Annotated in this window: 21 protein-coding genes and 1 pseudogene; 3 read left to right on the forward strand and 19 right to left on the reverse strand. The window is 55.8% G+C overall.

From position 1 onward, the window contains the following. Nucleotides 1-16 precede the first annotated feature (16 nt). On the reverse strand, nt 17-601 hold the full coding sequence (locus AACH32_RS19525) for a flavin reductase family protein (protein WP_338603367.1): 585 nt from the start codon (nt 599-601) through the stop codon (nt 17-19). 360 nt (nt 602-961) lie between these two features. On the opposite strand from AACH32_RS19525, the gene istA reads away from it, so the two are divergent. From istA to AACH32_RS19540, 3 genes are all read left to right on the forward strand, one after another. After that, entirely contained in the window at nt 962-2,461 is a 1,500-nt protein-coding gene (gene istA / locus AACH32_RS19530; RefSeq protein ID WP_338599205.1) for an IS21 family transposase, read from the forward strand. Beyond that, a complete protein-coding gene (gene istB, locus AACH32_RS19535; protein WP_338598784.1) occupies nt 2,458-3,234 on the forward strand; it encodes an IS21-like element helper ATPase IstB in 777 nt (258 codons plus the stop codon). The genes istA and istB overlap by 4 nt, the downstream gene beginning before the upstream one ends. 127 nt (nt 3,235-3,361) lie before the next feature. Continuing rightward, nucleotides 3,362-3,913, forward strand: coding sequence for a hypothetical protein (locus AACH32_RS19540; protein WP_338603369.1), 552 nt, complete (start codon nt 3,362-3,364; stop codon nt 3,911-3,913). Between the two features lie 437 nt (nt 3,914-4,350). Here AACH32_RS19540 and AACH32_RS19545 read toward each other — a convergent pair whose 3' ends face one another. The 18 genes and pseudogenes from AACH32_RS19545 to AACH32_RS19625 all read right to left on the reverse strand — a co-directional run bounded on the left by AACH32_RS19545 (nt 4,351) and on the right by AACH32_RS19625 (nt 24,391). Continuing rightward, nucleotides 4,351-5,412, reverse strand: coding sequence for an NAD(P)-dependent oxidoreductase (locus AACH32_RS19545; RefSeq protein WP_338603371.1), 1,062 nt, complete (start codon nt 5,410-5,412; stop codon nt 4,351-4,353). Further along, nucleotides 5,319-6,248 (reverse strand): 3-hydroxyacyl-CoA dehydrogenase family protein, encoded by a 930-nt coding sequence (locus tag AACH32_RS19550; RefSeq protein ID WP_338603374.1) that lies wholly within the window; start codon nt 6,246-6,248, stop codon nt 5,319-5,321. The genes AACH32_RS19545 and AACH32_RS19550 overlap by 94 nt, the downstream gene beginning before the upstream one ends. 157 nt (nt 6,249-6,405) lie before the next feature. Beyond that, entirely contained in the window at nt 6,406-7,956 is a 1,551-nt protein-coding gene (locus AACH32_RS19555; RefSeq protein WP_338603377.1) for a tripartite tricarboxylate transporter permease, read from the reverse strand. Between the two features lie 55 nt (nt 7,957-8,011). Further along, nucleotides 8,012-8,512 carry a tripartite tricarboxylate transporter TctB family protein gene (locus AACH32_RS19560; RefSeq protein WP_338603380.1) on the reverse strand — a complete coding sequence of 167 codons (501 nt, stop codon included), beginning with the start codon at nt 8,510-8,512 and terminating at the stop codon, nt 8,012-8,014. Nucleotides 8,513-8,611: 99 nt separating this feature from the next. After that, nucleotides 8,612-9,487, reverse strand: a complete 876-nt coding sequence (locus tag AACH32_RS19565) for a tripartite tricarboxylate transporter substrate binding protein (RefSeq protein ID WP_338603383.1) — start codon at nt 9,485-9,487, stop codon at nt 8,612-8,614. Nucleotides 9,488-9,678: 191 nt separating this feature from the next. Beyond that, nucleotides 9,679-10,503 carry a 3-keto-5-aminohexanoate cleavage protein gene (locus AACH32_RS19570; RefSeq protein ID WP_338603386.1) on the reverse strand — a complete coding sequence of 275 codons (825 nt, stop codon included), beginning with the start codon at nt 10,501-10,503 and terminating at the stop codon, nt 9,679-9,681. A gap of 96 nt (nt 10,504-10,599) precedes the next feature. Next, entirely contained in the window at nt 10,600-11,349 is a 750-nt protein-coding gene (locus AACH32_RS19575) for a GntR family transcriptional regulator (protein WP_338603388.1), read from the reverse strand. Nucleotides 11,350-11,613: 264 nt separating this feature from the next. Further along, a pseudogene (locus AACH32_RS19580) lies at nt 11,614-13,004 on the reverse strand (IS3 family transposase). A gap of 147 nt (nt 13,005-13,151) precedes the next feature. Beyond that, nucleotides 13,152-14,198 carry a sodium:calcium antiporter gene (locus tag AACH32_RS19585; protein ID WP_338603391.1) on the reverse strand — a complete coding sequence of 349 codons (1,047 nt, stop codon included), beginning with the start codon at nt 14,196-14,198 and terminating at the stop codon, nt 13,152-13,154. 28 nt (nt 14,199-14,226) lie between these two features. Continuing rightward, on the reverse strand, nt 14,227-15,618 hold the full coding sequence (gene aspA, locus AACH32_RS19590; RefSeq protein ID WP_338603394.1) for an aspartate ammonia-lyase: 1,392 nt from the start codon (nt 15,616-15,618) through the stop codon (nt 14,227-14,229). 68 nt (nt 15,619-15,686) lie between these two features. Then, complete coding sequence (locus AACH32_RS19595; protein ID WP_338603397.1) at nt 15,687-16,922, reverse strand: M20 family metallo-hydrolase; 1,236 nt, start codon at nt 16,920-16,922, stop codon at nt 15,687-15,689. A 78-nt stretch (nt 16,923-17,000) separates the two neighbouring features. Continuing rightward, nucleotides 17,001-17,252 carry a MoaD/ThiS family protein gene (locus AACH32_RS20930; RefSeq protein ID WP_350341524.1) on the reverse strand — a complete coding sequence of 84 codons (252 nt, stop codon included), beginning with the start codon at nt 17,250-17,252 and terminating at the stop codon, nt 17,001-17,003. 26 nt (nt 17,253-17,278) lie between these two features. Further along, entirely contained in the window at nt 17,279-19,192 is a 1,914-nt protein-coding gene (locus tag AACH32_RS19600; protein ID WP_338603399.1) for an aldehyde ferredoxin oxidoreductase family protein, read from the reverse strand. Then, nucleotides 19,185-19,664 carry a 4Fe-4S dicluster domain-containing protein gene (locus AACH32_RS19605; protein ID WP_338603402.1) on the reverse strand — a complete coding sequence of 160 codons (480 nt, stop codon included), beginning with the start codon at nt 19,662-19,664 and terminating at the stop codon, nt 19,185-19,187. Before AACH32_RS19605 ends, AACH32_RS19600 begins: the two co-directional genes overlap by 8 nt. 126 nt (nt 19,665-19,790) lie before the next feature. Further along, the gene (locus AACH32_RS19610) at nt 19,791-20,900 is read right to left on the reverse strand and encodes a DUF917 domain-containing protein (RefSeq protein WP_338603405.1); all 1,110 of its coding nucleotides are present in this window, start codon (nt 20,898-20,900) and stop codon (nt 19,791-19,793) included. A gap of 12 nt (nt 20,901-20,912) precedes the next feature. Next, nucleotides 20,913-21,731 (reverse strand): IclR family transcriptional regulator, encoded by an 819-nt coding sequence (locus AACH32_RS19615; RefSeq protein ID WP_338603408.1) that lies wholly within the window; start codon nt 21,729-21,731, stop codon nt 20,913-20,915. Between the two features lie 107 nt (nt 21,732-21,838). After that, nucleotides 21,839-22,822, reverse strand: coding sequence for a Bug family tripartite tricarboxylate transporter substrate binding protein (locus AACH32_RS19620; protein ID WP_338603411.1), 984 nt, complete (start codon nt 22,820-22,822; stop codon nt 21,839-21,841). A 54-nt stretch (nt 22,823-22,876) separates the two neighbouring features. Beyond that, nucleotides 22,877-24,391 (reverse strand): tripartite tricarboxylate transporter permease, encoded by a 1,515-nt coding sequence (locus tag AACH32_RS19625; protein ID WP_338603414.1) that lies wholly within the window; start codon nt 24,389-24,391, stop codon nt 22,877-22,879. Nucleotides 24,392-24,393 lie beyond the last annotated feature (2 nt).

Genomic DNA, 24,393 nt, shown 5'->3' on the forward strand with positions numbered 1-24,393 from the left:
TGCCGTGCAATGTGGGTTACAAGGCCTTTTTGGCCAACAGCTCCTTGCCCAGCTCGAAGCCGCCGCCCACCACCCGGCTCAGGCCCAAATATAGCTTGGCGTCGGGCAGATAGGCCAGGGGCTCGAACTTGACCGGGTCCAGGTTGCCCGCCTGGTCCATGACCGCCTCTTCCAGCTTCACGTCCAGCACCTCGCCCACGAACTGGGTGTGCAGCCCCAGCTCGTTGGTCACCACCACCTTGCACTCCAGGCACAGCGGAACCTCGGCCACCAGGGGGGCGTTGACCAGCTCGCTGGGCACCGCGCTCCAGCCCAGCTCGGCGAACTTGTCGCGGTCGCGGCCGCTGGCCATGCCCACGAAATCCACCTCCCGGACCTGGGCGGCGCTGGGCACGTTCAAGGTGAAGGTCTGGTTGCGCACGATCTGCCTGTGGCTGTAGGTGGCGGCCCGCAGGCTAACGTTCACGCAAACCGGCTTGGAGCAGCAGATGCCGGCCCAGGCGGCGGTCATCAGGTTGGGCTTGCCCGCCTGGTCGTAGGTGCCCACCAGCACCACCGGGGTGGGGCAGAGCAGGGTCTTGGGTCCCAAGGATTTCTTCATTTCGTTCTCCCGTGAGGTTCACTCATCATAGTTTAGGGCCCATGGCCTCAAAGGCCAAGTAGCCACCGGCTCCCCGCCCTGGGCAAACCAGGGAGGGGAGTCTTTTTATGCCCCAAACTCCCCCCTGTCCTTGCCCGCACGGCGGATTTACCCTTCGGCCTGCGCTCAAACCATAAAACCATCCGAATTTCACAAATTTCTTAGGGAATGTAAATGGCGGTCCAAAAGCGAGACGATTTTAGTGGCGGTTGAAAACCGTGACACACCGATTCAGTTTTCTTCAGGTGTTTTGGTGCGATGGAGGCCATGGTGGCTTCCAGGCCAGGACTCTCTGGAGGAGCGGAAGGGGTGTACACGGACATGGATCAATGGGCCCGGATCAGACTTGAGTTGCGCGATGGCCAGGCGAGCAAGCGCGAGTTAATGCGTAGAGAGGGCATCCATTGGGATACCCTGCAAAAGATTCAGAATTTTCCCGAGCCTCCCGGATACCGGCTCAGCACCCCCCGAGCCAAGCCCAAGCTTGGCCCCTACCTTGAGTTGATCGCCCGGATCATAAAAGAGGACAAAAAGGTTCCCAAGAAGCAAAGGCACACGGCCACGCGCATATATCACCGCATCAAGGAGGCGGGTTATCAGGGCAAGTACACCCAGGTAAAGGAGGCGGTGCGCGCAATCAAGCGCGTGAGCCAGGAGGTGTACATGCCCCTGGTCCATCGTCCCGGCGAGGCGCAGGTGGACTTTGGCTATGCCCTGGCCAAGGTTTCCGGGGAGCTTCGCAAGATAGCGCTTTTTATCATGGCCTTGCCGTACTCCGATGCCTTTTTCGTGGCGGCCTTCGACAAGGAGTGCAGCGAGAGCTACTGGGAAGGGCATGCCAGGGCGTTCGAGTTTTTCGGTGGGGTGCCCCACCGGATCAGTTACGACAATAGCAAGGTCCTGGTTTCCAAGATCATAGGGCCTCATGAGCGCAAGCTGACCGATGGTTTTCTCAAGCTGCAGAGCCATTACCTTTTTCGGGAGCATTTTTGTCGGGTGCGGCGTCCAAACGAGAAGGGCGTGGTGGAAGGGGTGGTCAAGTACGCCCGGCAGAATTTTTTGGTGCCAGTGCCCCAGGTGAAGGACCTGGCCGAGCTCAATGCCATGCTTTTAAGGCAGTGCCGCGACGACATGAAGCGCCGTTTGCGTGGCAAGGGCGGTAGCAAGGCCGAGGTTTTGCAGGAAGACCAGACAGCCTTTGTCCCCCTGCCTCCCTCCCGCTTCGATGCCTGCCGCAAACAGCCTACCCGGGCCAATTCATTGTCCCTGGTCCGCTTCGACGACAATGACTACTCGGTGCCGGTGGCTTGTGCCCACCATGAAATTGTGGCCAAGGGCTATGTGGATCGGGTGGTGCTCTGCCACCATGACGTGGTGGTGGCCCGCCACTCCCGATCCTGGGGCAAGGAAGGGGTGTTTTTCGACTACCGGCATTATCTGCCCTTGCTGGAGCGCAAGCCTGGCTCCCTGGACCACGCCCGCCCCCTGGCTGACCTAGATCTGTCTGAGTGCTTTGAGGTCTTGAGGCGGCGGCTGGTGGCCGGGGAAGACATGCCTGGCCAGGGCACCCGTAAATACATAAAGGTCCTACGTTTGCTGGAGGACCACTCCATGGCCAGACTGAAGCGGGCGGTGGAGCAGGCATTGTACGCGGGAGCCTATGCCCCGGAGGCCATTGTCCACCTGCTGGAGCCGCCATCATCAGGGCCCGCGGCCACCTTCCTGCTGGACGGTCGTGAGCACCTGGGCCGAGTGAGCGTGGCCGGGCCCGATATCACAGTCTATGACTCCCTCCTCGCGCAGGGAGGGGCGCTGTCATGAAGGACCAGGACAAACCCACCGTGCTCTTGGAGTACCACCTCAAAAAGCTGAAGCTGCCCACCATTCTCCGGGAATACGCGGCCATGGCCAAGGTCTGCAGCCAAGACCGCTCCGATTACATGACCTACCTGCTGCGCCTGACCGAGCGGGAGCTTCTGGACCGCGAGAAGCGGGCAGCCGAAAGGCGCATCAAGCAAGCCGCCTTTCCGGTGATCAAGACCATGGACACCTTTGATTTCAAGGCACAGCCCTCCATCAATCAGCAGCTGGTCAGGGAGCTGATGAGGGGCGAGTACATCGCCAAAAAGGAAAACGTGCTCCTGATCGGAAACTCCGGCACCGGCAAGACCCACCTGGCCAGCGCCATGGCCTTTGCGGCCTGCGCCCAGGGAAGCAAGGTGAAATTCTACAGCGCCACCGCCCTGGTCACAGAGCTCATGGAATGCCGCGAGGAAAGACGTCTGCAACGCCTGCAGAAACAGCTCCAGCGCCTACACCTGCTGGTCATCGATGAACTGGGCTATGTGCCCTTCTCCAAGATAGGCGCTCAAATGCTATTCGAGGTGGTGGGTAGGGCATATGAACAACAAAGCCTCATGATCACCACCAATCTCCCTTTCCAGCAATGGACGGAGGTCTTCGGCTCCGAAAGACTCACCGGTGCACTGCTGGACAGACTGACCCATAGGTGCCACATCATCGAGGCCAATGGAGAAAGCTACCGGCTCCGCCAAGCCAAAAGACGATCCCAGGCAAAGCCCAAAACCAACTAAGGCAAGATCATGATTGACAGCATGAACAACAGGACTATATCTCTAAAACAAGTGTCACGGTTTTAGACCGCCAACTGTCCCGCACTTACTCCGCCATTCACAGCTGTTCCTGGGCAATCCGGACAACGTGGAAGAGATAGCCAAGCTAACCATCCAGATGATTGGGGAACGCGGGCGAGAGAGACCCAAGGGCATCTTGGCCATAAGGGCTCGGCTACAGAAGGTCTCCAACCAAAAGGCCAACCTGATCGCCAACCTCAAGGACGCGCCAGAGCTGGGCAGGATCCTAAAAGACGAGCTCGTGGCACTGGACATTGAGGAGAGGCGCTTGCAGGAGACCTTGGAGGTGGCGGAATCAAGCCAGCATCAGGGCGAGGCTACCGACTTGGCCAGCCGGGTGCGCCAGGCTTGCGAGGAAATCTTGGCCGTGTGGGAGAGGGCTCCGGTCAAGAAGAAGAACCAGCTACTGAAGGCCCTGGTTCACCGGGCTGAGGTGGACGCCGAGAGCAAGGAAGTCACCTATTACCTGGCCATCCCCCTGAACTTACTGACCGGACCAGAAAACACCCACCCCGGGGGTGGATCCAGAGGTGGGTGCACGCAGGTCGTGGCGGAAGTGCATGGGAATCGAACCCACCTACCGCCTTACTCAGACGGTACACCGGATTTGAAGTTCTAACGTAAGGATCATAATATCAATAAGTTAAGCTGGTTGGGGTTGCAGGAGAATGCAAATTCATGCACCCTGTGCCCCCAATCCGCACCCTATGCGCACCCAACCACATCCTACCCCTGTTACATTTATTGGAGAGAAGTCAAAAACAAAGTCTGACTCAAAAAATGATGCCCCAGGTGCCAGCGCAACCAACTGGCGCTTTCTTGGAATCGACGCCCGCCCTGCCGCCTCCTGAAAGAATGGGGTGTCAGCCACCAACCAATCGTTCAGGGAGGGATACTCACTGAAATCGGTGCCGTGTTTTTTTGACAAAATAGATGAAGCGGCTGAGATTGGTCTGTGCCACGCGCTGAGCGGACGGCTCCCACGGTTTTTCAGCCATTCTCTCTCTCAATGGCAAAGGCATGGATAATAAACCCTGACCCGGCTTCCGGCCTGCCTCATTCCTGTGGCGCGGCCGTGGGCGGCGCCTCCACCCTCACCCCCAGCACCTGCTCCCACACCTTGATCATGGCCCCCTTGTTCTCCGCCCCGTGACCCAGGGCCTGGGCCAGTTGATAGGTGTGCATGGTGCCCGAGGTGACCGGCAGGGGGATATGGTGCAGGGTGGCCAGTTCAAGGAGGTTGGCCATGTCCTTGTAGGCGTTGTCCAGGGAGTAGCCCACCGAGAAGTTCCGCTCCAGGGTCAGGGGCGCGAAGAAATCAAAACCGTAACTCTGGCCCGAGCTGCGGGAGACCAGGGAGCAGAACTCCCGGGCCGGGATGCCCATTTTCACGGCTACAGGCAGGATCTCGGCCATGGCTGCGCAGGAGATGTCAAAAAGCACGTTGTTGAGGGTTTTGGCCAACTGGCCGTTGCCTGTGCCTCCCAGGTAGACTAGGTGGTTGCCCATGGCGGCCAGCAGGGGACGCGCCGCCTCGTAAGCGGCCTCCTCGCCGCCGATCATTATGGTCAGCCGCCCTTCCCTGACCTTCTCTTGCATGCCCGAGATGGGAGCGTCCAACACGGTGACCCCCTTGGGCCGCAGCCGTTTTGCCATCTCCTGGGCGAAAAGGGAGTTGGTGGTGCTGCAATCGATGATCAACTGGCCGGTGCTCAGGGACGGCTCCAGCCCCTGCTCCCCCAAAAGAACCGACCGCACCACTTCGGCGTCGGGCAGGCTGAGGATGATCTGCCCGCAGGACCGGGCCAGCTCCCCCAGGTCCCCCGCGGCCTCGGCCCCCTGCTCTGTAAGCTCGGCCACGGCCTCCGGCCTGATGTCGTGGACCATCAGGGGAAATCCCGCCTTAAGAACATTGAGAGCCATCCATTTGCCCATCTGCCCCAAACCGATAAAACCAACCTTTTGAGCCATTGACTTTTTCCCGCCTAACCTGAAAGTTAAATGCCGCCGCCCCCGAGGCCCGGCTACTTGATGCCTTCTTTTTGCAATATCTCCAGCGCCGCCATCAGGGCGCTCTTGTAGCGGGTCTTTTCGGCCCGGATGCTCTCCTCGTCCCAATCATAGAAGCCCTTCTTGGACTTGACCCCGATTTCTCCGGCAAGGACCTTATCCTTCAGACAGGGGCTGGGCTGGGCGTCGTTGCACAGGTCGGGGTAGACCCCCTCGGCGGCGGCGCATTGGATGTCCAGCCCGGAGAGGTCCTTTTGCAACAGGGGGCCGGCGGCCACATAACGGAAGCCGAAGCCGTAACGCACCGAGGCGTCCACGTCCTCCGGCGAGGCGATGCCTTGCTCCACCAGGGCGAAGGTCTCGCGCATCAGAGCGTGCTGTATGCGGTTGGCCAAGAAGCCGGGGATGTCGCGCTTGACCCACACCGGACGCTTGCCGATGTCCGCCGCGATCTCCGATACCCGGCGGGCCACCGCGGGATCAGTGTCCTGGGAGCTGACCACCTCGACCAGCGGCACCAGGTGAGCGGGCATGAAGTAGTGCAGGCCCAGCATGCGGCGGCGGGTCTGCAGGCCTTGCGCGATCCGGCTGATGGGGATGCCCGAGGAGTTGCTGGCCAGGGGGATGTCGGGCTTGGCCCGGCGCTCTAGCTCGGCGAAAATCTTCTGCTTAAGGGCCAGGTTCTCCGAAACTGCCTCCACCACCAGGTCGATGCGATCCCAGTCGATGTCCTTCATATCGGCGTACAGGGCTAGCGCCTCAGTCTCCACGCTGGACTTCAGTTCGCCAAGCGAGACTGCCAGGCGCTGGGCCGCCGTGGCGGCCACTTCCTTGACCGGCTCCACCAGATGCACCCGCCAGCCTCCGGCCGCGAAACCCGCCGCGATGTCTACCCCCATCGTGCCACCGCCGATTACGGCGATGTTTGCTTTAGCTTGAGGCATGGTCTTCTCCCTGTTGCCCGGTGTTATGTCCGATGCTTTGGTGCCGGCCACCGCATTGGCCGCCGTATTTGGTGTGCTTACCGCGAGGCCCGTAACGGCGGAGGATGCAAGTTCATCGTTTCGCCAGGTCTTTGCGCTGGTCGGGTCGTCGCACGGCCTACTCCTTAATCCTGCTGAGGAAGCCCCTGGTGAGCGAGATCACCGCCAGGATAGTGAGGACGTAGAAGACTATGGCGATGGGGCTCAGCAGGATGGTGGGATCGCCGCCGGAAATGGTCAGGGAGCGGCGCAAACCCTTCTCCAGCATGGGCGCCAGGACGAAGGCTATGAGGAAGGGCACCGTGGGTATCTCGAATAGGCCCATGAAATAGCCCGCCACCCCGAAGGTAACCATTATAAAGATATCGAACAGGCTGTTGTTGATGGAGTAGCTGCCGAAGACGCAGAGTATCAGGATGGCCGGGAAGATGATGGAGGTGGGGATGCCGGTGGCGATCTTCTCCGCGTATCGGATGAAGATGACCCCCACCACGCGCAGGGCCACGTCACACATGATCAAGGCGCAGAACAGGCCGAAGATCAGGTCGATGTGCTCCACGAAAAGCATGGGGCCAGGCTTGAGGTCAAAGATCATGAAGGCGCCCAGCATCACCGCGGTGATGACGTCGCCGGGGATGCCCAGGGTGAGCAGGGGCACCAAGGTGGCTCCGTTGACCCCGTTGTTGCCCGACTCGGCGGCCGCGACTCCCTCCAGGGAGCCCTTGCCGAAAAGCTCCGGGTGGGGGGAGTTCCGTCGCGCCCGTTCGTAGCTCACGAAGGAGGCCGGAGTGGCCCCCAGGCCGGGAATCAGGCCCAGGATGAGCCCCACGATGCCGCCGCGGACCATGTGCCGGAAAGATCCCTTGAACTCGACCCAGGAGAGATTTTTGTCGGCCTTGCTGTGGGCCTCCACTACGTTGATGCGGGCTTGGCCATCCATCTGGCGCGAGCGGTTGAGTTGCAGGATCACCTCGGGTATGGCGAACAAGCCGATGAGCAGGGGCACGAAGCTGAAGCCCTTGGTCAACTCCAGGGAGCCGAAGTCGAAGCGTCCGAGGCCGGTGAAGGGGTCCATGCCCACCATGGCCACCAAAAAGCCCAGCGCTCCGGCAATGAGCCCCTTGACCATGGATTGGCCGGATAACCCGCCGATGATGGTCACCGAGAACAACACCAGGGCGAAGTACTCCGGCGAGTTGAAGTACAGGGCAGCGGATCCCAGCAGGGGGCAGATCAGGATCACGATGGTGGTGCTGGTCAGATCGCCCACGCAGGAGGCCCAGTTGGCCATCTGCAGGGCCTTGGCTGCCTGCCCTTTTTGAGACAGAGCGAAGCCGTCCATGCAGGTGCAGGCTGCGGCCGGAGTGCCCGGGGTGTTGAGCAAGATGGCGGAGATGGAGCCGCCGTAGATGGCCCCCACGTAGACCGCCAGCAATAGGGAGATGGCGGTGAGGGGCTCCAGGTTGAAAGTGAAAGGCATGACCAGGGCCACTGACATGGTGATGGTCATGCCCGGCACCGCCCCAAAGAAGGTGCCGATGGCCACTCCCGCGAAGACGGTCAGTACGTTTTTTATGGTGAAGAAGTAGGCTATGCCCACCCCGAAGTTGTGTACGTAGGTATCAATGTATGCAATAACCGCGTGCCAAACTAAAGCAAGCGTATCCATGGGTCACCTCACTCAGTCCTGGATGAGGGTGGAGGTTTTGTACCCGCTGAGAGTCTCAATAAAGGTCTTCAAACCAGATGCCGCGGGGGATTTGCACCTGGGCCACTTTCTCGAAAAACACGAAGAGCACAATGGGCAGCACCACGGCGATGACTACATTGATCCAGGTTTTCTTGTAACCGTATATGCGCATGAGCACGAACATGATGACCATGCTGGAGGGTAGGAGCCCCACCAGGAGGGAAACGAAGTAAAAGAGGAATATGGAGGCGATGAAAACCACTATGGTCCAAGAGAAGCGCTTGTCCTCGCTACGGCTTACCAGGATGCTGGTGCGGGGACTTTGATATATGAGCAACAGGGACAGGAAGACGAGCAGGTACCCTATGAGGTCCGGGAGGGTGCCCGGCCGCACCTTAAGATGAGATTGAGTGAGGGGGTCGCCCACATAGTTTGGAATGAGCCAGAAAATTAGCAATAGGGCGAATAGCAAGAAGGCCAGGCCCAGGTAGAAATCCTTGACCCGAATTCTCGCCCGGAAGAACTGTTTGCTCACTTCTATCCCTTTTTTGAAAATCGCGGCAGCCACTGGACGACTCCCTCACCCATCAATATTTCATTGAGCCAATTACTTGGCGGATGAATAGGTCAGGGATTACTTAACCAGCAGGCCCAACTCGGTGAACAACTCGCGGTAGCGCTTGAACTCCTTGTCCTCGAATGCGGTAAAGGCCTTGGAATCCAAGTAGCCCGGCTCGTCACCCAGGTTCTTGACCAGCTTCAACCAGGCCTTGTTCTTGGCGGTCTTGGCCATGGCCTCTTCCCAGGCCTTGACCACCTCGGGAGGCAGGTTTTTGGGGCCGGCTATGCCGCGGAAACCGACCAGGTCAATTTGGGGCAGGCCCAGTTCGGTAAAGGTGGGGATGTCCTTGTAACCATCGACCCGCTCCGGGGTGGTGACCGCCAAGGGCCGCACCAGGCCTCCGCGCAGGCTGCTGACCGCCTCGGAGAGGTTGCCCGAGAAGGCGTCGGCCTCGCCGCTGGCCACTGCCAGGACCGCCGCGGTGCCAGAGTCATAGGGAACGGCCACCAGGTTTTTGATGGGGATGCCCAGGGCCTTGTAGATCATAGCCGCGCTCAGGTGCTGGATGGTGCCCAAGCCGGCGGTGGCGAACTTGATCTTGCCGGGGTCCTTCTTGATGGCGGCGCGGAATTCGTCAAAGGTCTTCCAGGGGCGCTTGGCGTTTACGATGGTCACCCCGGGGTTGATCTGGGTGCGGGCCACATAGGTGAAATCGTCGTACTTGAAGGGAAGCTTGGTGTTCATGGCCGTATAGAGGGCGTTGCTGCCGATGGCCACCATAAGCATCGAGTAGCCGTCGGGCTTCTGCTTGGTCATGAAGTCCAGACAAATGCTCCCGCTGGCCCCCGGCTTGTTGATGACCACCACCGATTGGCCCAGGTAGTCCTGAACCACGCCCACCAGGACCCGGGCCGCCAAATCGGTGGCCCCGCCGGCGCCATATGGCACATACAGCTTAATTGCCTTCTGTGGATACTTGCCCTCTGCACAAAGGGCGTTTCCCATAAACATAAACGAAAATGCCAGAAACAAGGTTGCGGTTATAAACGCCATTCTATTTTTGGTTATCGACATGCTGAATCCCTCCTCCCTTTGCAAACAAAAAGGTCACCATCAATGCCTTGTATAGGCTCCTTAAATTATTTGGCAACGCCGAGAATCTGACGAGCCTCATCCGGGGTCGCGACTTCGCGGCCGTATTCCTTGGCCAGTCTCACAATTCTTTCCACGAATACCGCGTTGTTTTTGGCTAAGACACCCCTCTCGTAATAAACGTTGTCTTCCAGTCCCACCCGTATGTGCCCTCCCATAAGCATCGCCATCATCGACATGGGCAGGTGGGTTTTTCCGATCCCAATGACCGACCACACCGATTCATCAGGAATGTGCTCCACCAAATGCAACAAAGCTTTGGGGGTTCCGGGGGCTCCCCAGGGAGTCCCCAAAACAAACTGAAAATACATGGGCGACTTGATTTGATTTTTTTTGTTCATGTTCAAGGCGGTAATGGCCATGCCCAGATCGAATACCTCTATCTCGGGCTTTACTCCGCTCTCGATCATTTTGGCGGCGGCCACCTCTAAAAAATCTGGAGGATTGCTAAAAACGCCGCCTCCCAAATTGATGGAGCCTGCGTCAAAAGAAGCCAATTCCGGTTTGAAGGCTAGCGGGGTTAACCGTTCTTCGTAGGGCAGGTTTCTTCCCGCAATACCTGAGGTGGTCAAAGACAACAACAGATCGGTCTGCTCTCTTACTGGATCGACCACTCTTTTGTATAATTCGTAGTCTTGGGTGCCCAGAGCCGTCTCCAGGTCACGGACATGTATATGGACGATTGACGCGCCGGCGCGCCAGCACTCGATGCATGATTGAGCTATCTCTTCCGGCGTAATTGGGATAAAAGGCGAGATATCCTTGGTGTTTCTGCTGCCGGTGATGGCCGCAGTTATCATTAGCTTTTCCATGATTGCCACTCCGATTGCGCGATTATGCGATTAACTCAAACAAATTAACATTGCCGGCTCTAATATCTCACAGCGCCTATCTACGCCTCCATTACGTTAAATCTGTAGATTAATGTCGAGCCTCACATGGCTTCCGCTATAAAGTATGTCACCCAAGTAAACCACGCTTCCTTTGCTATCAAGCACCACCCGCCGCAGGCTGGCTACGGGTGAATCTACCGCTATATCCAGGCAGCTCGCGGCGTAGGGATCAGCCGTGCCTATCGTAAGAACCTGGCGGCCGCTCGCGATGATTGAACGAGGCATGGAATCAAGTACGGTGACAATGTTCTTACTTCTAAATTCATCAGGCGCTTTATCAAAGATTTCTTTGGATATATATATTTCAAGCAGACAATACGGTTTCCCATCTTTGAGGTGTAACCGCTGCATAAAATGATAACTACCAGCCGGTACTCCCTCCAACGGCCCCAAATCTGGCAAAGGCACATCTTCCTTTTCGTGCAAAATTTTTAGGGATGTTCCCTTAACCATCTTCACCAATTCCGACCATCGGGTCTGCAAATTTAACCAGCGATGGGAGGTGTCAATGGCGCTTACAAAGGTGCCCTTGCCCTGCTTTTTCCAGAGCAGGCCTTCGGACTCCAAATGTTCAATTGCCTGCCTCATTGTAAGGCGGGCAACATTGAATTCTTTAGCCAGGGTCTCTATGCTGGGGAGTTGTGCTTCCGGTGCCCAGCGGCCACTGAAGATTCTTCTGCGGAGAATGTTTGCTACTTGAAGGTATAGAGGAATGGGGCTTCGGCTATAGAGATCAGCAATCTTATGCTTACCACTATGGTACATAGTTATACTCATCTGTATTTATAGACTAGTCTATCTAATCCAATTTGACTTTCCAATGTCAAGAGAATAATAAATATTTTTCATCAGTCTGTTTGGAGTCAGAGCCCCTGGGTGATCTTACCCGTGAACAACGGACATTTGCTTAAGCTACCATTTTGGTTTCGAAGGCCATTGGGCTGATGTTCCCGTTGGCACTGTGCCCCCTGGTTCGATTGTAGTCCACCTGTATGTCGTCAAAGCGTTTGGGACAAGAATTGGTTTTTGCTAATGGAGACATTCCCGGTAGACCTCGGGTTTAATAATCTCTTCGTTTAAGGGCTTCAGTCCCAGGTTTTGGCGCCTCCTGCGCCGCATAGTCTGTTCCTTGACCAGGTTTCTGGCTGTGATGATATCCCTGACCCTGCCGTGATACACGTCAGCGGGTGTCAGGTTGTCCAGGGACTCGTGCACCCGACGGTGGTTGTAATAATCCACGAAGCGGCCTATCTGGTGCTCTAGTTCCCAGGGCAGGTAGTAGTTCTCAAGGTTGATCCGATTTTTCAATGTCCGGTGGTATCGCTCGATCTTGCCCTGAGTCATGGGGTGGTAGGGCTTGCCCCTGGTGTGTCTGATGCCATGCTGGTCCAGGTACTGCTTCAGGTCCCCGGCCAGGTAGCAGGGCCCGTTGTCCGATAGCAGCCGCGGCCGGTGCCGGACCTTGACCCCGGTAATCCCGGTCTTGGTGATGGCCAAGTCCAGAGTGTTCTTCACGTCCTCCGCCGACATGGTGCTGGTCAGAAGCCAGGCGATGATATAGCGGCTGTAGTCATCCAGGATCGTGGACAGGTAGTACCAGCCCCAGCCGATGATCTTGAAATAGGTGAAGTCGGTCTGCCAAAGCTGGTGCACCCGTTTGGTCTTGTGCCTATACTCATCGGCGGCCGTGAGCACGATATAGGCCGGACTGGCCACCAGGTCATAGTCCCTCAAGATGCGATAGACGCTGGACTCGCTGATGAAGGCCCCCTGGCTGTCGGTGATGTGCCAGGCCAGCTCTCGGGGGGTGAGCTCAGGCATCTGCTTGGCCTCTGAAACAATATGCTTCTTCTCGCTCTCAGGGATCTTGTTCCAGAATCTCCTGGCATGGGGAGGCTGGCTGGCCAGGCCATCGTAGCCATAATCCAGATATCGTCGATACCAGCGGTAGAAGGAGCTGCGCGGCACGTCCATCTCGCGCAGCGTCTGCTTCACCGGCAGGGACGACCCCTCCACCAGCCGGATGATCTCCATCTTCTCAGCTTGGCTGAAGCGCATCACTGATCCAGATCTTCGCCCGTGCCAGCCAAGCTTTTTTTAAGCACCACGTTCTTCAGGGACAGATCAGCCACCAGTTCCTTGAGCTGGCTGTTTTCCAGACGCAAGGACCGCACCTCGCCGCTGGTGGCCTGACGCTTGGTGTCGCCCATCAGGCGCCGCTTGCCAGCCTCCAGAAACTCCTTGCTCCAGCTGTAGTAGAGATTGGGGGCTATGCCCTCTCGGCGACAGAGTTCGGCGATGCTCTCCTCGCCCCTAAGACCCTCCAAGACGATCCGGATCTTCTCCTCCGCCGAGTACTTCCTTCGGGTTTTACGCCTGATCTCCCGGACCTTGTCTTCCACTGCTTCACTCTGGCTCATGGCTCACTCCTTTGGGTGCCGATTCTACCCAGGAGTATCCATTAGCTAAAACAACAAATCTGTCTCAGGGGCTCTGACACCAAACATTCACACCAGTTCAATATTTGGGAGAAGGTAGCTTTCATGCCAGCTTTCGATTGATACTTATCAAGAATGTGTTGCAGCGATGCTAAAAGAGTATTGCAGAACGATGTAAATCGCGTACAAACTCAGAAGAAAACCACCTTGCCAGCGTTTGAACCACCCATCAGTGTTGATGAAAATGAAAACCCTGAAGGAATACAGGATCAAAAGCATAGCCGGAAAGTGATAATAGAAAAAGTTTGGCGGTATTTCCAGGGGCCTAGCGATTGAAGCCGCGCCGAGCACGAAAAGACAGTTGAGCACGTCTGCACCCACCACGTTGCCCACCATGATCTGGGGATGGCCTTTTTTGACGGCGCTGATGGCGGTAACCAACTCGGGCAATGAGGTTCCAAAAGCCACCAGGGTAGCGGCAATGATATCCTGGGGAACCCCCAACCTGAGAGCCCCTTCGGCTGCCACGGGTATCAAGACTCGAGAACCCGCCACCACTCCAACCAAGCCCATAAAGATAAATAAAACGGATTTGCCAGGACCCCACTGATGCTCAAATTCCGCATCCGAGGGCAGACCACTCTGTTTGGCCCAACGATAGGAAAAATATAAGTAGACTCCCAGCGCGAGGAGAAAGAGCACTCCCACACCGCGGCCGATGGTCGGCGCACCCGGGCTTATATACAACGATAAATGTGCGAACAGCACCAAAATGGTTGCCGAACCCACCTGCACCCACCCGGTACGGTTGAGGATAAAGCGCCGCACGGGCACCCGGCTTATAAGACACATCACGCCGAAGATAAGGCCGGTGTCGCAGATTATGGAACCAACACCATTGCCCAGGGCCAGGCCGGGGTTGCCGGTCCAAGCGGCCAACACCGAAACGAAGGCTTCGGGCATCGTGGTGCCCAGGCTGATGATGGTGGCCCCGATAATGATGCGGGGGAGCCCCGTGCCCTGAGCCAGGGCCACCGCACCGTCGATCATCCAGTCCGCGCCCTTGGACAGCACGGCCAGGCAAACCGCCATCAGCACCAGCAGTCCCCAGAAAGGAAAACCGGACACTACTTGAGTAATCACCTGTTCACTAACGATATAGTTTAAAAAAGACATCTGGTATGTTCACCACAGCAAAAATCATCTATTGGACGATCATGTTTTCTGGGGACAACAATTCATCAAGTCTGGCTTTGTCCAGCAGGTTTTTCTCCAGGACCAGGCTATATATTGACTTCCCGGTGTGAAGAGCCTCCAAGGCGATCTTCGTCGACTTTTCATACCCCAGTACGGGATTGAGCGCTGTCGCCAAGCCGATGCTCTTCTCCATCAACTCTCGACACCGTTTCGGGTTGGCGGTTATTCCGCGCACACACTTGTGACACAGAGTATGAATACCCCTCTGCAGCAACGATAGGGATTCAAAGAGGTCGTAGGCAATGATGGGCTGCATGGCATTTAATTCCAGTTGCCCCGCCTCGGCGGCCATGGTTATGGTCAAATCATTGCCTATCACCTGGAAAGCGACTTGATTGACAACTTCCGGTATGATCGGATTGACCTTGCCCGGCATGATGGATGATCCCGGCGCCATGTTGGGCAGGTTTATTTCGCCAAGTCCGCAACGGGGACCGGACGAAAGTAGCCGTAGGTCGTTGCATATTTTCGAGAGCTTGACGGCCACCCGTTTCAAGACACCGGAAAGTTGCACATAAGCGCCGGCGTCTTGGGTGGCTTCAACCAAATTGGCTGATGTTTTCAAGCGTATTCCCGTTAGCTTAGAGAGTCTTGCCGTAATCAGCTTGGCATAGCCAATCGGCGCGTTCAATCCAGTGCCTATTGCAGTCCCCCCCAGGTTTATTTCCCTTACTAGGTCTTTTGCCTCGTCAAGCCGACATATATCTTCCGCAATCATGATTGCGTAAGCTCTGAACTCCTGTCCCAAGGTCATCGGCACCGCGTCTTGAAGCTGAGTGCGCCCCACCTTTATAATGTCCTGGAATTCGCGGGCCTTGTTTTCAAGGGACCTTTGCAGGGAAACCATCGTCGCGATCAAGTCGCGGCACATGATTATCAACGTGACTCTTAATGCGGTGGGACACACGTCGTTGGTGGACTGGGACATGTTCACGTGAGTGTTGGGGTGCAAGTGTTTGTATTGGCCCTTCTTATGCCCCAATATCTCCAGGGCCCGGTTGGCGATCACCTCGTTTGCGTTCATGTTCGTCGAGGTGCCCGCCCCTCCCTGTATTACGTCCACCACGAACGCTTCATGCCATTCACCCCGAATGATCTCATCGCACGCCTCTACAATGGCCAGGCACAAATCAGTGGGTAGCAGGCCCAACTGATTGTTCACTTGAGCTGCCGCCTTTTTTATGAAGGCCAGCGAGACGATGAAACTTGGATAGCGTGAGATGGGCCTGCCGCTGATATGGAAATTTTCCTGCGCTCGCAAGGTTTGAATGCCAAACAGGCAGGCGGCGGGAAGCCGCCTAGTGCCAATACAGTCACTCTCAACCCTTAATTTATTCATGGTTCTGGCTTTCTCGTAACAATAGCCCGTCAACGAGCCATTGTTACTTAGGGGTGGATACTCGCAGTTTATGCCCCGGCAAAAAGAAGGGCGAATACCTGAGCGTCCTTGAGGATGTTGCTTACCTTGGCGTATTCATTGGGTTGATGCGCCGTTGGCGCCACGGTAGCCCAAACGGCGGCTGGAATCCCTCGTTTGCGCAAGAACGCGGCCACAGTGCCTCCGCCGATGCCCCCGATTTCCGGCTCCACCCCGTGGACACTCTGAACCAACCGCCGCAGGGCCACCACAACCGGGGAGTCCTTGGGGGTGGGGCGAGTGGCAGGCCTTTCTTGCACCGGCGTTACCACCGCCTGTGCGTTTTCCTCTGCGGCGATGCCCTCGAAATATTGGACAAGATTGGCTTTCACCTCGTCGAAGGGATAATGGGGGAGTATGCGGCAGTCCAGGTAAAAAACGAATCTACCAGGGACGGTGTTCACATTTTCCACTCCTGGTTCAATGCGCGTGGGTTCAAAGGTCGATTTCGGCGGTGCAAACATCTTATCTTCTTCTTGGTAGCGTCCCGTCACTTCCCCCAGGCGCGCTATCATACGGGCTCCCACTCTAAGGGCGTTTACACCTTGTTGGGGTCGGCTCGCGTGCGCCTGCCGCCCCCTGACTTCCACCCTGAGCCACAATTGGGACTTCTCGGCCACCTGGATAAGGCTGGCGTCTTCACGGCCGGCGTCCGGCACCACTATCCAGTCATCCGCGCGTAAGAGTTCCGGTCTAGCCTGTAGAACGAAATCAAGGCCAAAGGCCGAGCCGGTTTCCTCGTCACCCACCATCAGCAGCCCCACTTGGCCGGGTGGCGATATATGGAGGTCCAGCAAAGCTCTAAGCCCCAATAAGGAAGACACAAGGCCCGCGTTGTTGTCCTGCGTACCCCGGCCGAAGATTAGGTCACCATCCTCTCGCAGAGTCCAAGGATCGCTGCTCCACAATTCCGCGGAACCCGGTGGTACAACGTCCAGATGACTCACCACCCAAATCCTGGGGCCTTCGCCGCCATGCAGCACAGCCGCCAAATTTGGTCGTAGTCCACCGGGCACTCGGGCATCCGGCGCGTCAATCCGCTCAAGCTCCAGCCCCATGGCCTCCAACCACTGTTGGACCAACAGCGCCTTTTCCATTTCGCCAGTGCCGCGGTTGTCCGGCCCCACAGCTTCGGTTGCCACCAGTTGCCTCTGCAACTCAATAATGCTCTGACGATAGGTGGCGACCCGCGCCATCAGTTGCTGGATAGGGTTTAACGTAACCATCTCACTATTTGGCTTTATTGGTTTGATTAACTAGGCCGTCACCAACGCAAACGACGATGGCTCGAGCCGACCCACAAATTATCCCCCGCCGGCGGGTTGCATCAGAGTTAGACGGTCCCCGTCGCGTAATACCATTCCCGGCTCTACCCGGTTCCCGTTGACGAACGCCAACGTGGCGTGGTCCGATGGTATTTTCAGGCGATTAGCCGCCTCTGCGACCGTGGCCCCAGCTGGTAGCGTAATCTTGCACAAAAAATCTTCGTTTGGGTGGGGAAGGTATTTTTTGAGCGCATGATAAAGCCTGACCTCTATTTCTATGGCTGTACCCATATTTTTACAGGCGCGCGATACTGCGATTACCCATACTTCTCCATCAACTCGGCAAGGCCTTTGACGTTGTCCAGGAGTTTCAGGTATTCCAACACCCTTTTCGTGGGACGTCCGTTAAGGGGATCGTAATCCTGTAGCTTGTAATAGCTAGCCAGCAAGTCCTTCAATTCCGCTTCCGAGTTCATGTGCCCTTTGCGTGGTCCCCTTGCCACGGGGTCGTTCATTATGCGCCAAGGCAAGATGTCGCGACGGTCGGGGTTCTCGCGCAGGTTGAAGCACCTTTCCAACACAACGGTACGCCGCCCCACCTCCATGACCTCCTCTTTGCTCATCCGTACATCCAGTACCGCCTCGAGAAAAGACGCAATCGAAACCGCGTCTATGATGTATGTGGTGGTGGTGGCAAAGGAACAAATACCCAGACAATCCGTAACTGCGAACATGTCCTCATGCCAGCGGACCAACTCCGGCTTGCCCTCGGTGATGGTCGAATCGCAGTACTTTTCACTACCCATTAGCTCTTTGACCAGGCGTTTTGCTTCTGGAGAGCGGCCGAACTCGGCCTGGGGCTGGGCATATAAATGATCCGGCCCGCGTGGATTTACAGCAAAAGAAAGCGCGTAGGCCTTGGCCACCCGGGTATCGACGCGAGATTGTTCCAACCCATTGGCCTGCACGGCCCATTTCCAGGAATCGCCGCCTATCTCTTCGGATGCCTGCTTGGTGCCCTTCGCCAAAAGGTCACCGATTCCCTCACGCTGGGTAATTCGGTGGATAAGTTCGACCATGGCCTCACCGCTGCCCCACCGCACGTCCGGGACGTCACAGTCTTCCTGGGAGATCACGCCATTTTCAACGCACTCCATCAACCAGCTGATCACACCCCCGGTAGAAATGGTGTCGAGACCATAGTCATTGCACAGCTCGTTGCCTTTTAGGACGGCCTCAGTGTCGGTCACGTTGCAACTGCTGCCCAAAGCGGCCAAAGTCTCGTATTCGGGCCCTCCCGAGTGCCCCCGGTAAGGTCCCTCCTCGATGATCGTGTGTTTGTGGCATCCCATGGGGCACACCGAACAGGCGCTGCCCTGGTGCATATATCCTTGTTCGACCAGGTAGCTGCCCCCTAGTTTATGGCCGCCTGGAAGTTGGGCCGAGGCAAAGTTCTGCACCGGCAACGAACCGCCCTCGTTGGCCAACTCGATGGTGGCCGTGGTGCCGTATTCCAGTAACAACCCGGCCTTGACGCTTTTGTGGGCCTTGGCCAAGACTTTCTGAATCTCGTCCTGCAGCATGGTCGGGTTGGCTACCGGGATGTTGTGTGAGCCCCTCACGGCGATTAGCTTGAGCTTTTTGGCCCCCATGACCGCGCCCATGCCGCCGCGTCCTGCGGCATGGTAAAGGGAGGTCATTACGCAGGCAAAGTTGACCAGGTTCTCCCCTGCCTGTCCGATGGCCGCCGTATCCCAACCCTCCCCTCCCAGGATTGCAATGGCCTTCCGGTGCCCCTCTCTCACGGTGTCCCCCCACATGGAGGTGGCATCGTGGAAGTTGATTTCTTCGTCATCTATGGAAACGAATACCGGCGCCCGGGACACACCAGTCACCACCACACAGTCCCATCCCGCTCGGCGAAGCGCTTTGGCCCAGATGCCCCCCGTATTACTTTTGCAGTAGAAGTTGGTGGCGGGGCTTTTAGCGCTAATGGTTAGCTGACCGGCAGTGGGCACGGGCGTGCCCACGAACTTACCGGTGGAAAATATCAGCTGGTTTTCGGGGCCGAGAGGGTCCACGCCCTCCTTCTGCCCTTCGAACAAAAGCTTGGCGGCCAATCCCCGTCCGCCAAGATAGAGAAGGGTGTCGTCCGCCGGCATGGTTATGGTCGTCGCCGTCCAGTTTGACAGGTCCAAGCGGAGTATTTTGAAGGACAGGCTCTCAATCATCGGCTTGCTTCCTCATGCCCTTTATTTCCGCGGCCCTTTTTCCAAAGGCGGCATTCATTTCGGTCAAATCCGAATCCCTGAACTGAATGGCCCCAGGTAAGCATACGCTGGCGCAGATGGGCTCTCCTGAGCACAAGTCACATTTCCGGGCCACCGCATCGCCGACTTTTATCCCAAGGTAAATACACTCGTCCTGGCATATGCCGCAGGCGATGCACAGCTTCGGATCCACCTTGTAAATGGCCATGGCGCTGTCGAGCTGAATGGCTTCTTGAGGACAGGCCTCAACGCAGGGATGGGCATCGCACTGCAGACAAACCAGGGGCTGAAATATTCCCGCCGCCTCGTCGCGATGGATGAGGACATTGCTGTTATCCGGGGAAGCGATGCCGGCATTCCGTAATGAGCAGACATCAACACACAAGCCGCAACCGGTACATCTGTGGAAGTCGACATACAATCTCTTGGGCATGCGCAAAAATACCTTGTTAAACTAGTTTTGATCGTCGGTTGTCGTATTCCGCGGTCATTTGGCGAATCCGATACAAGTTATCGACCGGGGTCCGCGCAGGAAAATTGGCGAAGGCAATCCGCCCTCTTACCGGGCTGACAATGGCTTAGCTTGGAAATCGAACCCGAAGTGTTTGGGCCCGAAAATCTCGAATCCCCTTGCGGTCTGCCATGGTTCCGTGGCGCTCATGCCAATCACCATTACTTCTTTTCCCTCCGCAAGTTGACTGCCCCAGTTGTAAACGCCTTTTCCGCTATCAGCCTCAACTATCATTATGAGGTCGGGGCATGTAGCGTCCAAAACTTCGTCTTTCCAGGACACTAGGTTTTCGTTTTTAAACCAAATATGATATTTTTTCCCCGCCTCCTCTCCGCGGCCGTTGAAATGAATATCCCCCCAAACAAAGCCGTCCCTGTTTTCTCTGGTGACTTTGGTTATTGTCCCCTCAAAAAGCTTTTTCCCCCCCGTCACATTTATCATCTTGTCTATTTTATGGTGCTTTTCTTCTCGTATGATTCGCCCTATCTCCATGGCCAGGGATATGGAGTTGGGCTGCATGGCCTTTTTGATTTCAGCCCCCTTGCTGGGGCACCTGGCCACCGCCAGGCGTCCACTGGACGCCCTGGAGAGATATCGGCACAAGTATTCCGCGCGGAAAGTGTCGCTGACCTTGTCCAGGATGATGACATCGCCGTAATGAGTCGTCGCGGCCAGGGGAGCGACCGACAAGCCAACCAGGCTGGTCAAGGAAATCGAGAGTTCCGGCTTGGCCCTGTTGCCTATGGCGTCGCCGTCGATGATGGGCTTGCCTTCCATGGCCGCCACAAGGAAATTGGCTATAATGTTCCCGGCCCCAATTTCACTGCATAGGTAGGCATCGAATTGAACATTGAGATGCCCGGCCAATTGTTCGGCGGCCTGCAGGATCGGCGTTTCCCATACTCGGGGGACATCCTGGTTGGCCGCGATTTCTTCAGGACTCACGCCGCCGCCCACATAGCCCAATATGGCTACCCATGCATGATCGTCAAGGTCGTCCAAGTTCATTAGGCGTAACTCTTTGCCCTGCGCGAATAGCGTGTCCACGATGTCACGGGCGATATCGGGGTCTCCTCCACCGCCACAACCCAACACCACGGCACCTTCAATCAAATTTTCGGTTTCTGAACGGGAAAGCGTCTTGATCGGCTTGAACAAGTTAGCCTCTTTTCATTTCGATGATATGTGACAATCTTTACCGCAACCCAGATTGTTAGAAATTTCCATTGCAGCCTTAAGCACCAACTTTCCAAAAGTAGGCACCTGCTCTAAGGCAAACCTGTTAGTAAGAGCGGCAAGCACTATGGAACCGACCACTTTATTCTGCGAATCAAATATGGGAGCACCGACAACTCTGACCATTTCCTGGGTTTCGCCATCGTTGAAGGAATAACCTTTTTGCCTAATTTCTTTGAGTTCTTTGTGCAAACTACCAATGTTAGTGATGGTGTTTTTGGTAAATTTCTCTAGCTTATAATTGGATAGTATCGCATCGCGTTCCTCTTGCGGGAAAAACGCTAACGCCGCCTTGCCAGCACCGGTGGAATGGAAGGGCATATGGACTCCCATGCGAAAATGAATTCGCACGCGATCTTCTTCTCCACCTATTTGATCGACGTAAACCACTCCCCGCTGATCGATTACTCCAAGCGCTACCGTTTCCTTAGCTTTTTGAGCCAACTTTTCCATTGCTGATACCGAAACTTGTCGCAAACCAAGATTTCTTATAATCTTTGTATTCAGTTCTAGAATCTTATATCCGACACAATACTTGCTGTCTTCAGCGCGTTGGTGGAGGTATCCTTTGGAAACCAAAGCCTGTAAGATGCGATAAATTGTACTTTTATTTAAATTCAACTTATCGCTGAGTTCCAATACTCCGAGCGGTTTTTGCATATCAACTATATATTCCAGTATATTCAGAGCTCTTTCCACAGTCTGGGGGGAATTATTCGGCTTGTTAGGTGTCATAAGGTATCTTTGATCCATGTTTAATTGCGCTTAAAGGGAACGAGTTACCCTGCGCCGTATTTATCAGATAGTTACCGGTTTACGGCCGGGTCATGAAAGACCCGGTCGTAAACCGATAGCCGACCTTACTTGATTTCAATCTTTGCTTGCTTAGCCACCCGGACGAACTTTTCATCCTCCGCCTTTACGAAAGCGGAGAAATCCTCGGAGGTCCTGAAGAGGGGAACGTAGCCAATTTTCGCCAGCATTTTCTGGACATCTTTGGTGGCGCAAGCCTTGTAGAACGCATCCTTGAGCTTGTTAAAGACATCCTTGGGAATGCCCTTGGGAGCGGCCACGCCGTACCACGCGGTCATTTTAATGGCCGGATAGCCCAATTCCGTGAAGGTTGGAGCATTGGGGAATTCTTCCAGCCGCTTTTCACCCGCCGTTGCCAATAGGCGAAGTCTGCCTGCTTGCACGGGGCCCTTGAAGTCCACCAAGTAGAAGAAACTCATATTGATATGGCCACCCAGCAAAGCCGCCATCACCTCCGGGCCGGACTTGAACGGAACATGGTTTATATTAAGATTGCCGGTGGCCATCTTTAAAAGTTCCATGCCAAAACCGCCCGAAGTACCAATTCCGCTAGTTCCGTAGGTAAATTTGCCCGGGTTCTTTTTGATATCCCCAACCAGTTCGGCCAAGGTTTTCCAAGGCGATTCCGCCGAGACCACTAGCCCCATAGGCTGTTCGGCATACTGACCCAACAGCTCGAAGTCGGAGTTCTTGTAGCGAACCTTGCGAGTCGCCACCGCCACTCCATTACTCCCGGAGTTAAAGACAAAAAGGGTATAACCATCAGGTTTAGAATGGGCCACGTATTCGGCCCCGATGGTGCCGCCCGCCCCCGTTTTGTTCAGCACTATCACCGGTTTTTGCAGGACTTCCCCCAGCGCACCGGCGATAATTCTGCTACCCATGGAGGTAGAGCCGCCGGCTCCATAGGGACACACAAGGGTAATGGGTTTGGTTGGAAACTCCTCGTCCGCCGCCAAGGCGGTAACCAGCGACCCCAAACAAAGTCCCATGGCCAATAAAACGACCAGACCACGCTTTATCGCACTCATTTTTCCTCCCTTTCTAACAAATAGTGATCGACTCACTACGGTCATGTATGCCCGTTATTCGTCATCGAGCTTTTCAACAACTTGCCGCCTTGCATTTTTGAATATTCCGAAAAGAGTGGAGCCAAGCAAAGCGATGGATAACGCGATAGTTGTAGCCGCAATTGGTCGGGTTATGAATATCGTCAAGTCACCGTATGACATTACCAATGACTGTCGGAAGGCCTGCTCCAAAATGGGGCCAAGGATAAAACCCAACAGAATCGGAGCTTCTTCATATTCGTATTTCTTTAAAACATATCCAACCACGCCAAAGAAAAGCATAATATAAATATCGAACACCATATTTCTGACGCTGTATACCCCTATCAAGGTAAACAAAAATATCAGAGGATAGAGTATTCTTGGCGGTATTTTCAGTACTTTAATCCACAAGCCAATCAAGGGAATATTAAGTATGAGCAGCAATCCGTTGCCCACATACATGCTGGCGATGGTGCCGAAGAAAACGTCAGGATGCTGTTTCATCAGCAAGGGGCCGGGGGTTATGCCATGGACAAGGAAGGCTCCCAAAAGAAGGGCCATTATCACGTTGGGGGGGATACCTAGGGCCAGCAGAGGAATAAAGGCGCCCCCAGTAGCGGCATTATTAGCTGTTTCGGGACCTGCCACCCCTTCAATAGCACCACGGCCGAACCGTTCAGGATGCTTGGAAAGGCGCTTTTCCAAGGAATAGGACACGAAAGAAGAGAGAATGGCACCGCCGCCGGGCAATATACCCAATAAAAACCCAAGCACCGACCCCCTCCCGATGGGTCCGGCGGATTTTTTCCAATCCTCCCGGTTGGGCAGGATGTTCTTGACCTTTGTGGGCACCGTTATGGACTGGAGTTCGGTCTTCTCTATGTTGCGCAGGACCTCCGACACCCCAAACAGGCCCATGGCGACGGGCGCTATTCCTACACCGTCATAAAGCTCAGGCAATCCCAAGGTGAAACGCAAAGTGCCGGTAATGACGTCGGTACCCACGCACCCTAAAAACAATCCAACCAAGGCCATCATAATGGCCTTCATCAGAGAACCCTTAACCAAATACACTATGATGGTAAGCCCCATGCACATGAGGCCGAAATATTCCGGCGGCCCGAACATGAGAGCCACTTCTGACAAAATGAAAACCGTAAAAGTAAGGGCGATGATGCTAAAGGTGCCGCCGATAAACGAACCAAAAGCCGAGATGCCCAGAGCTGGTCCGGCGCGACCGCGCCGCGCCATCTGGTAACCGTCCAGGCAAGTAATGCAGGAGGCTGCCTCGCCCGGGATGTTCACCAGGACGGAGGTGATTGTTCCTCCATACATCGCACCGTAATATATTCCCGCGAGCATGATTATGCCCGCTACTGGAGTACTGCCGAAGGTGGCCGGCAACAATATGGCCATCGCCCCTATCGGCCCAATGCCTGGGAGCACGCCGATGAGGTTTCCTACGAAAACTCCGATAAAGCAGTAAAGTAAATTGGTTGGGTCCATTAGAAGTTGGAACCCGTATAACGTATTGCTAAGCAGTTCCACGG

Origin of the sequence: Desulfoferula mesophila, assembly GCF_037076455.1 — a bacterium.
In the GTDB taxonomy this organism is placed as follows: Bacteria; Desulfobacterota; Desulfarculia; order Desulfarculales; family Desulfarculaceae; genus Desulfoferula; species Desulfoferula mesophila.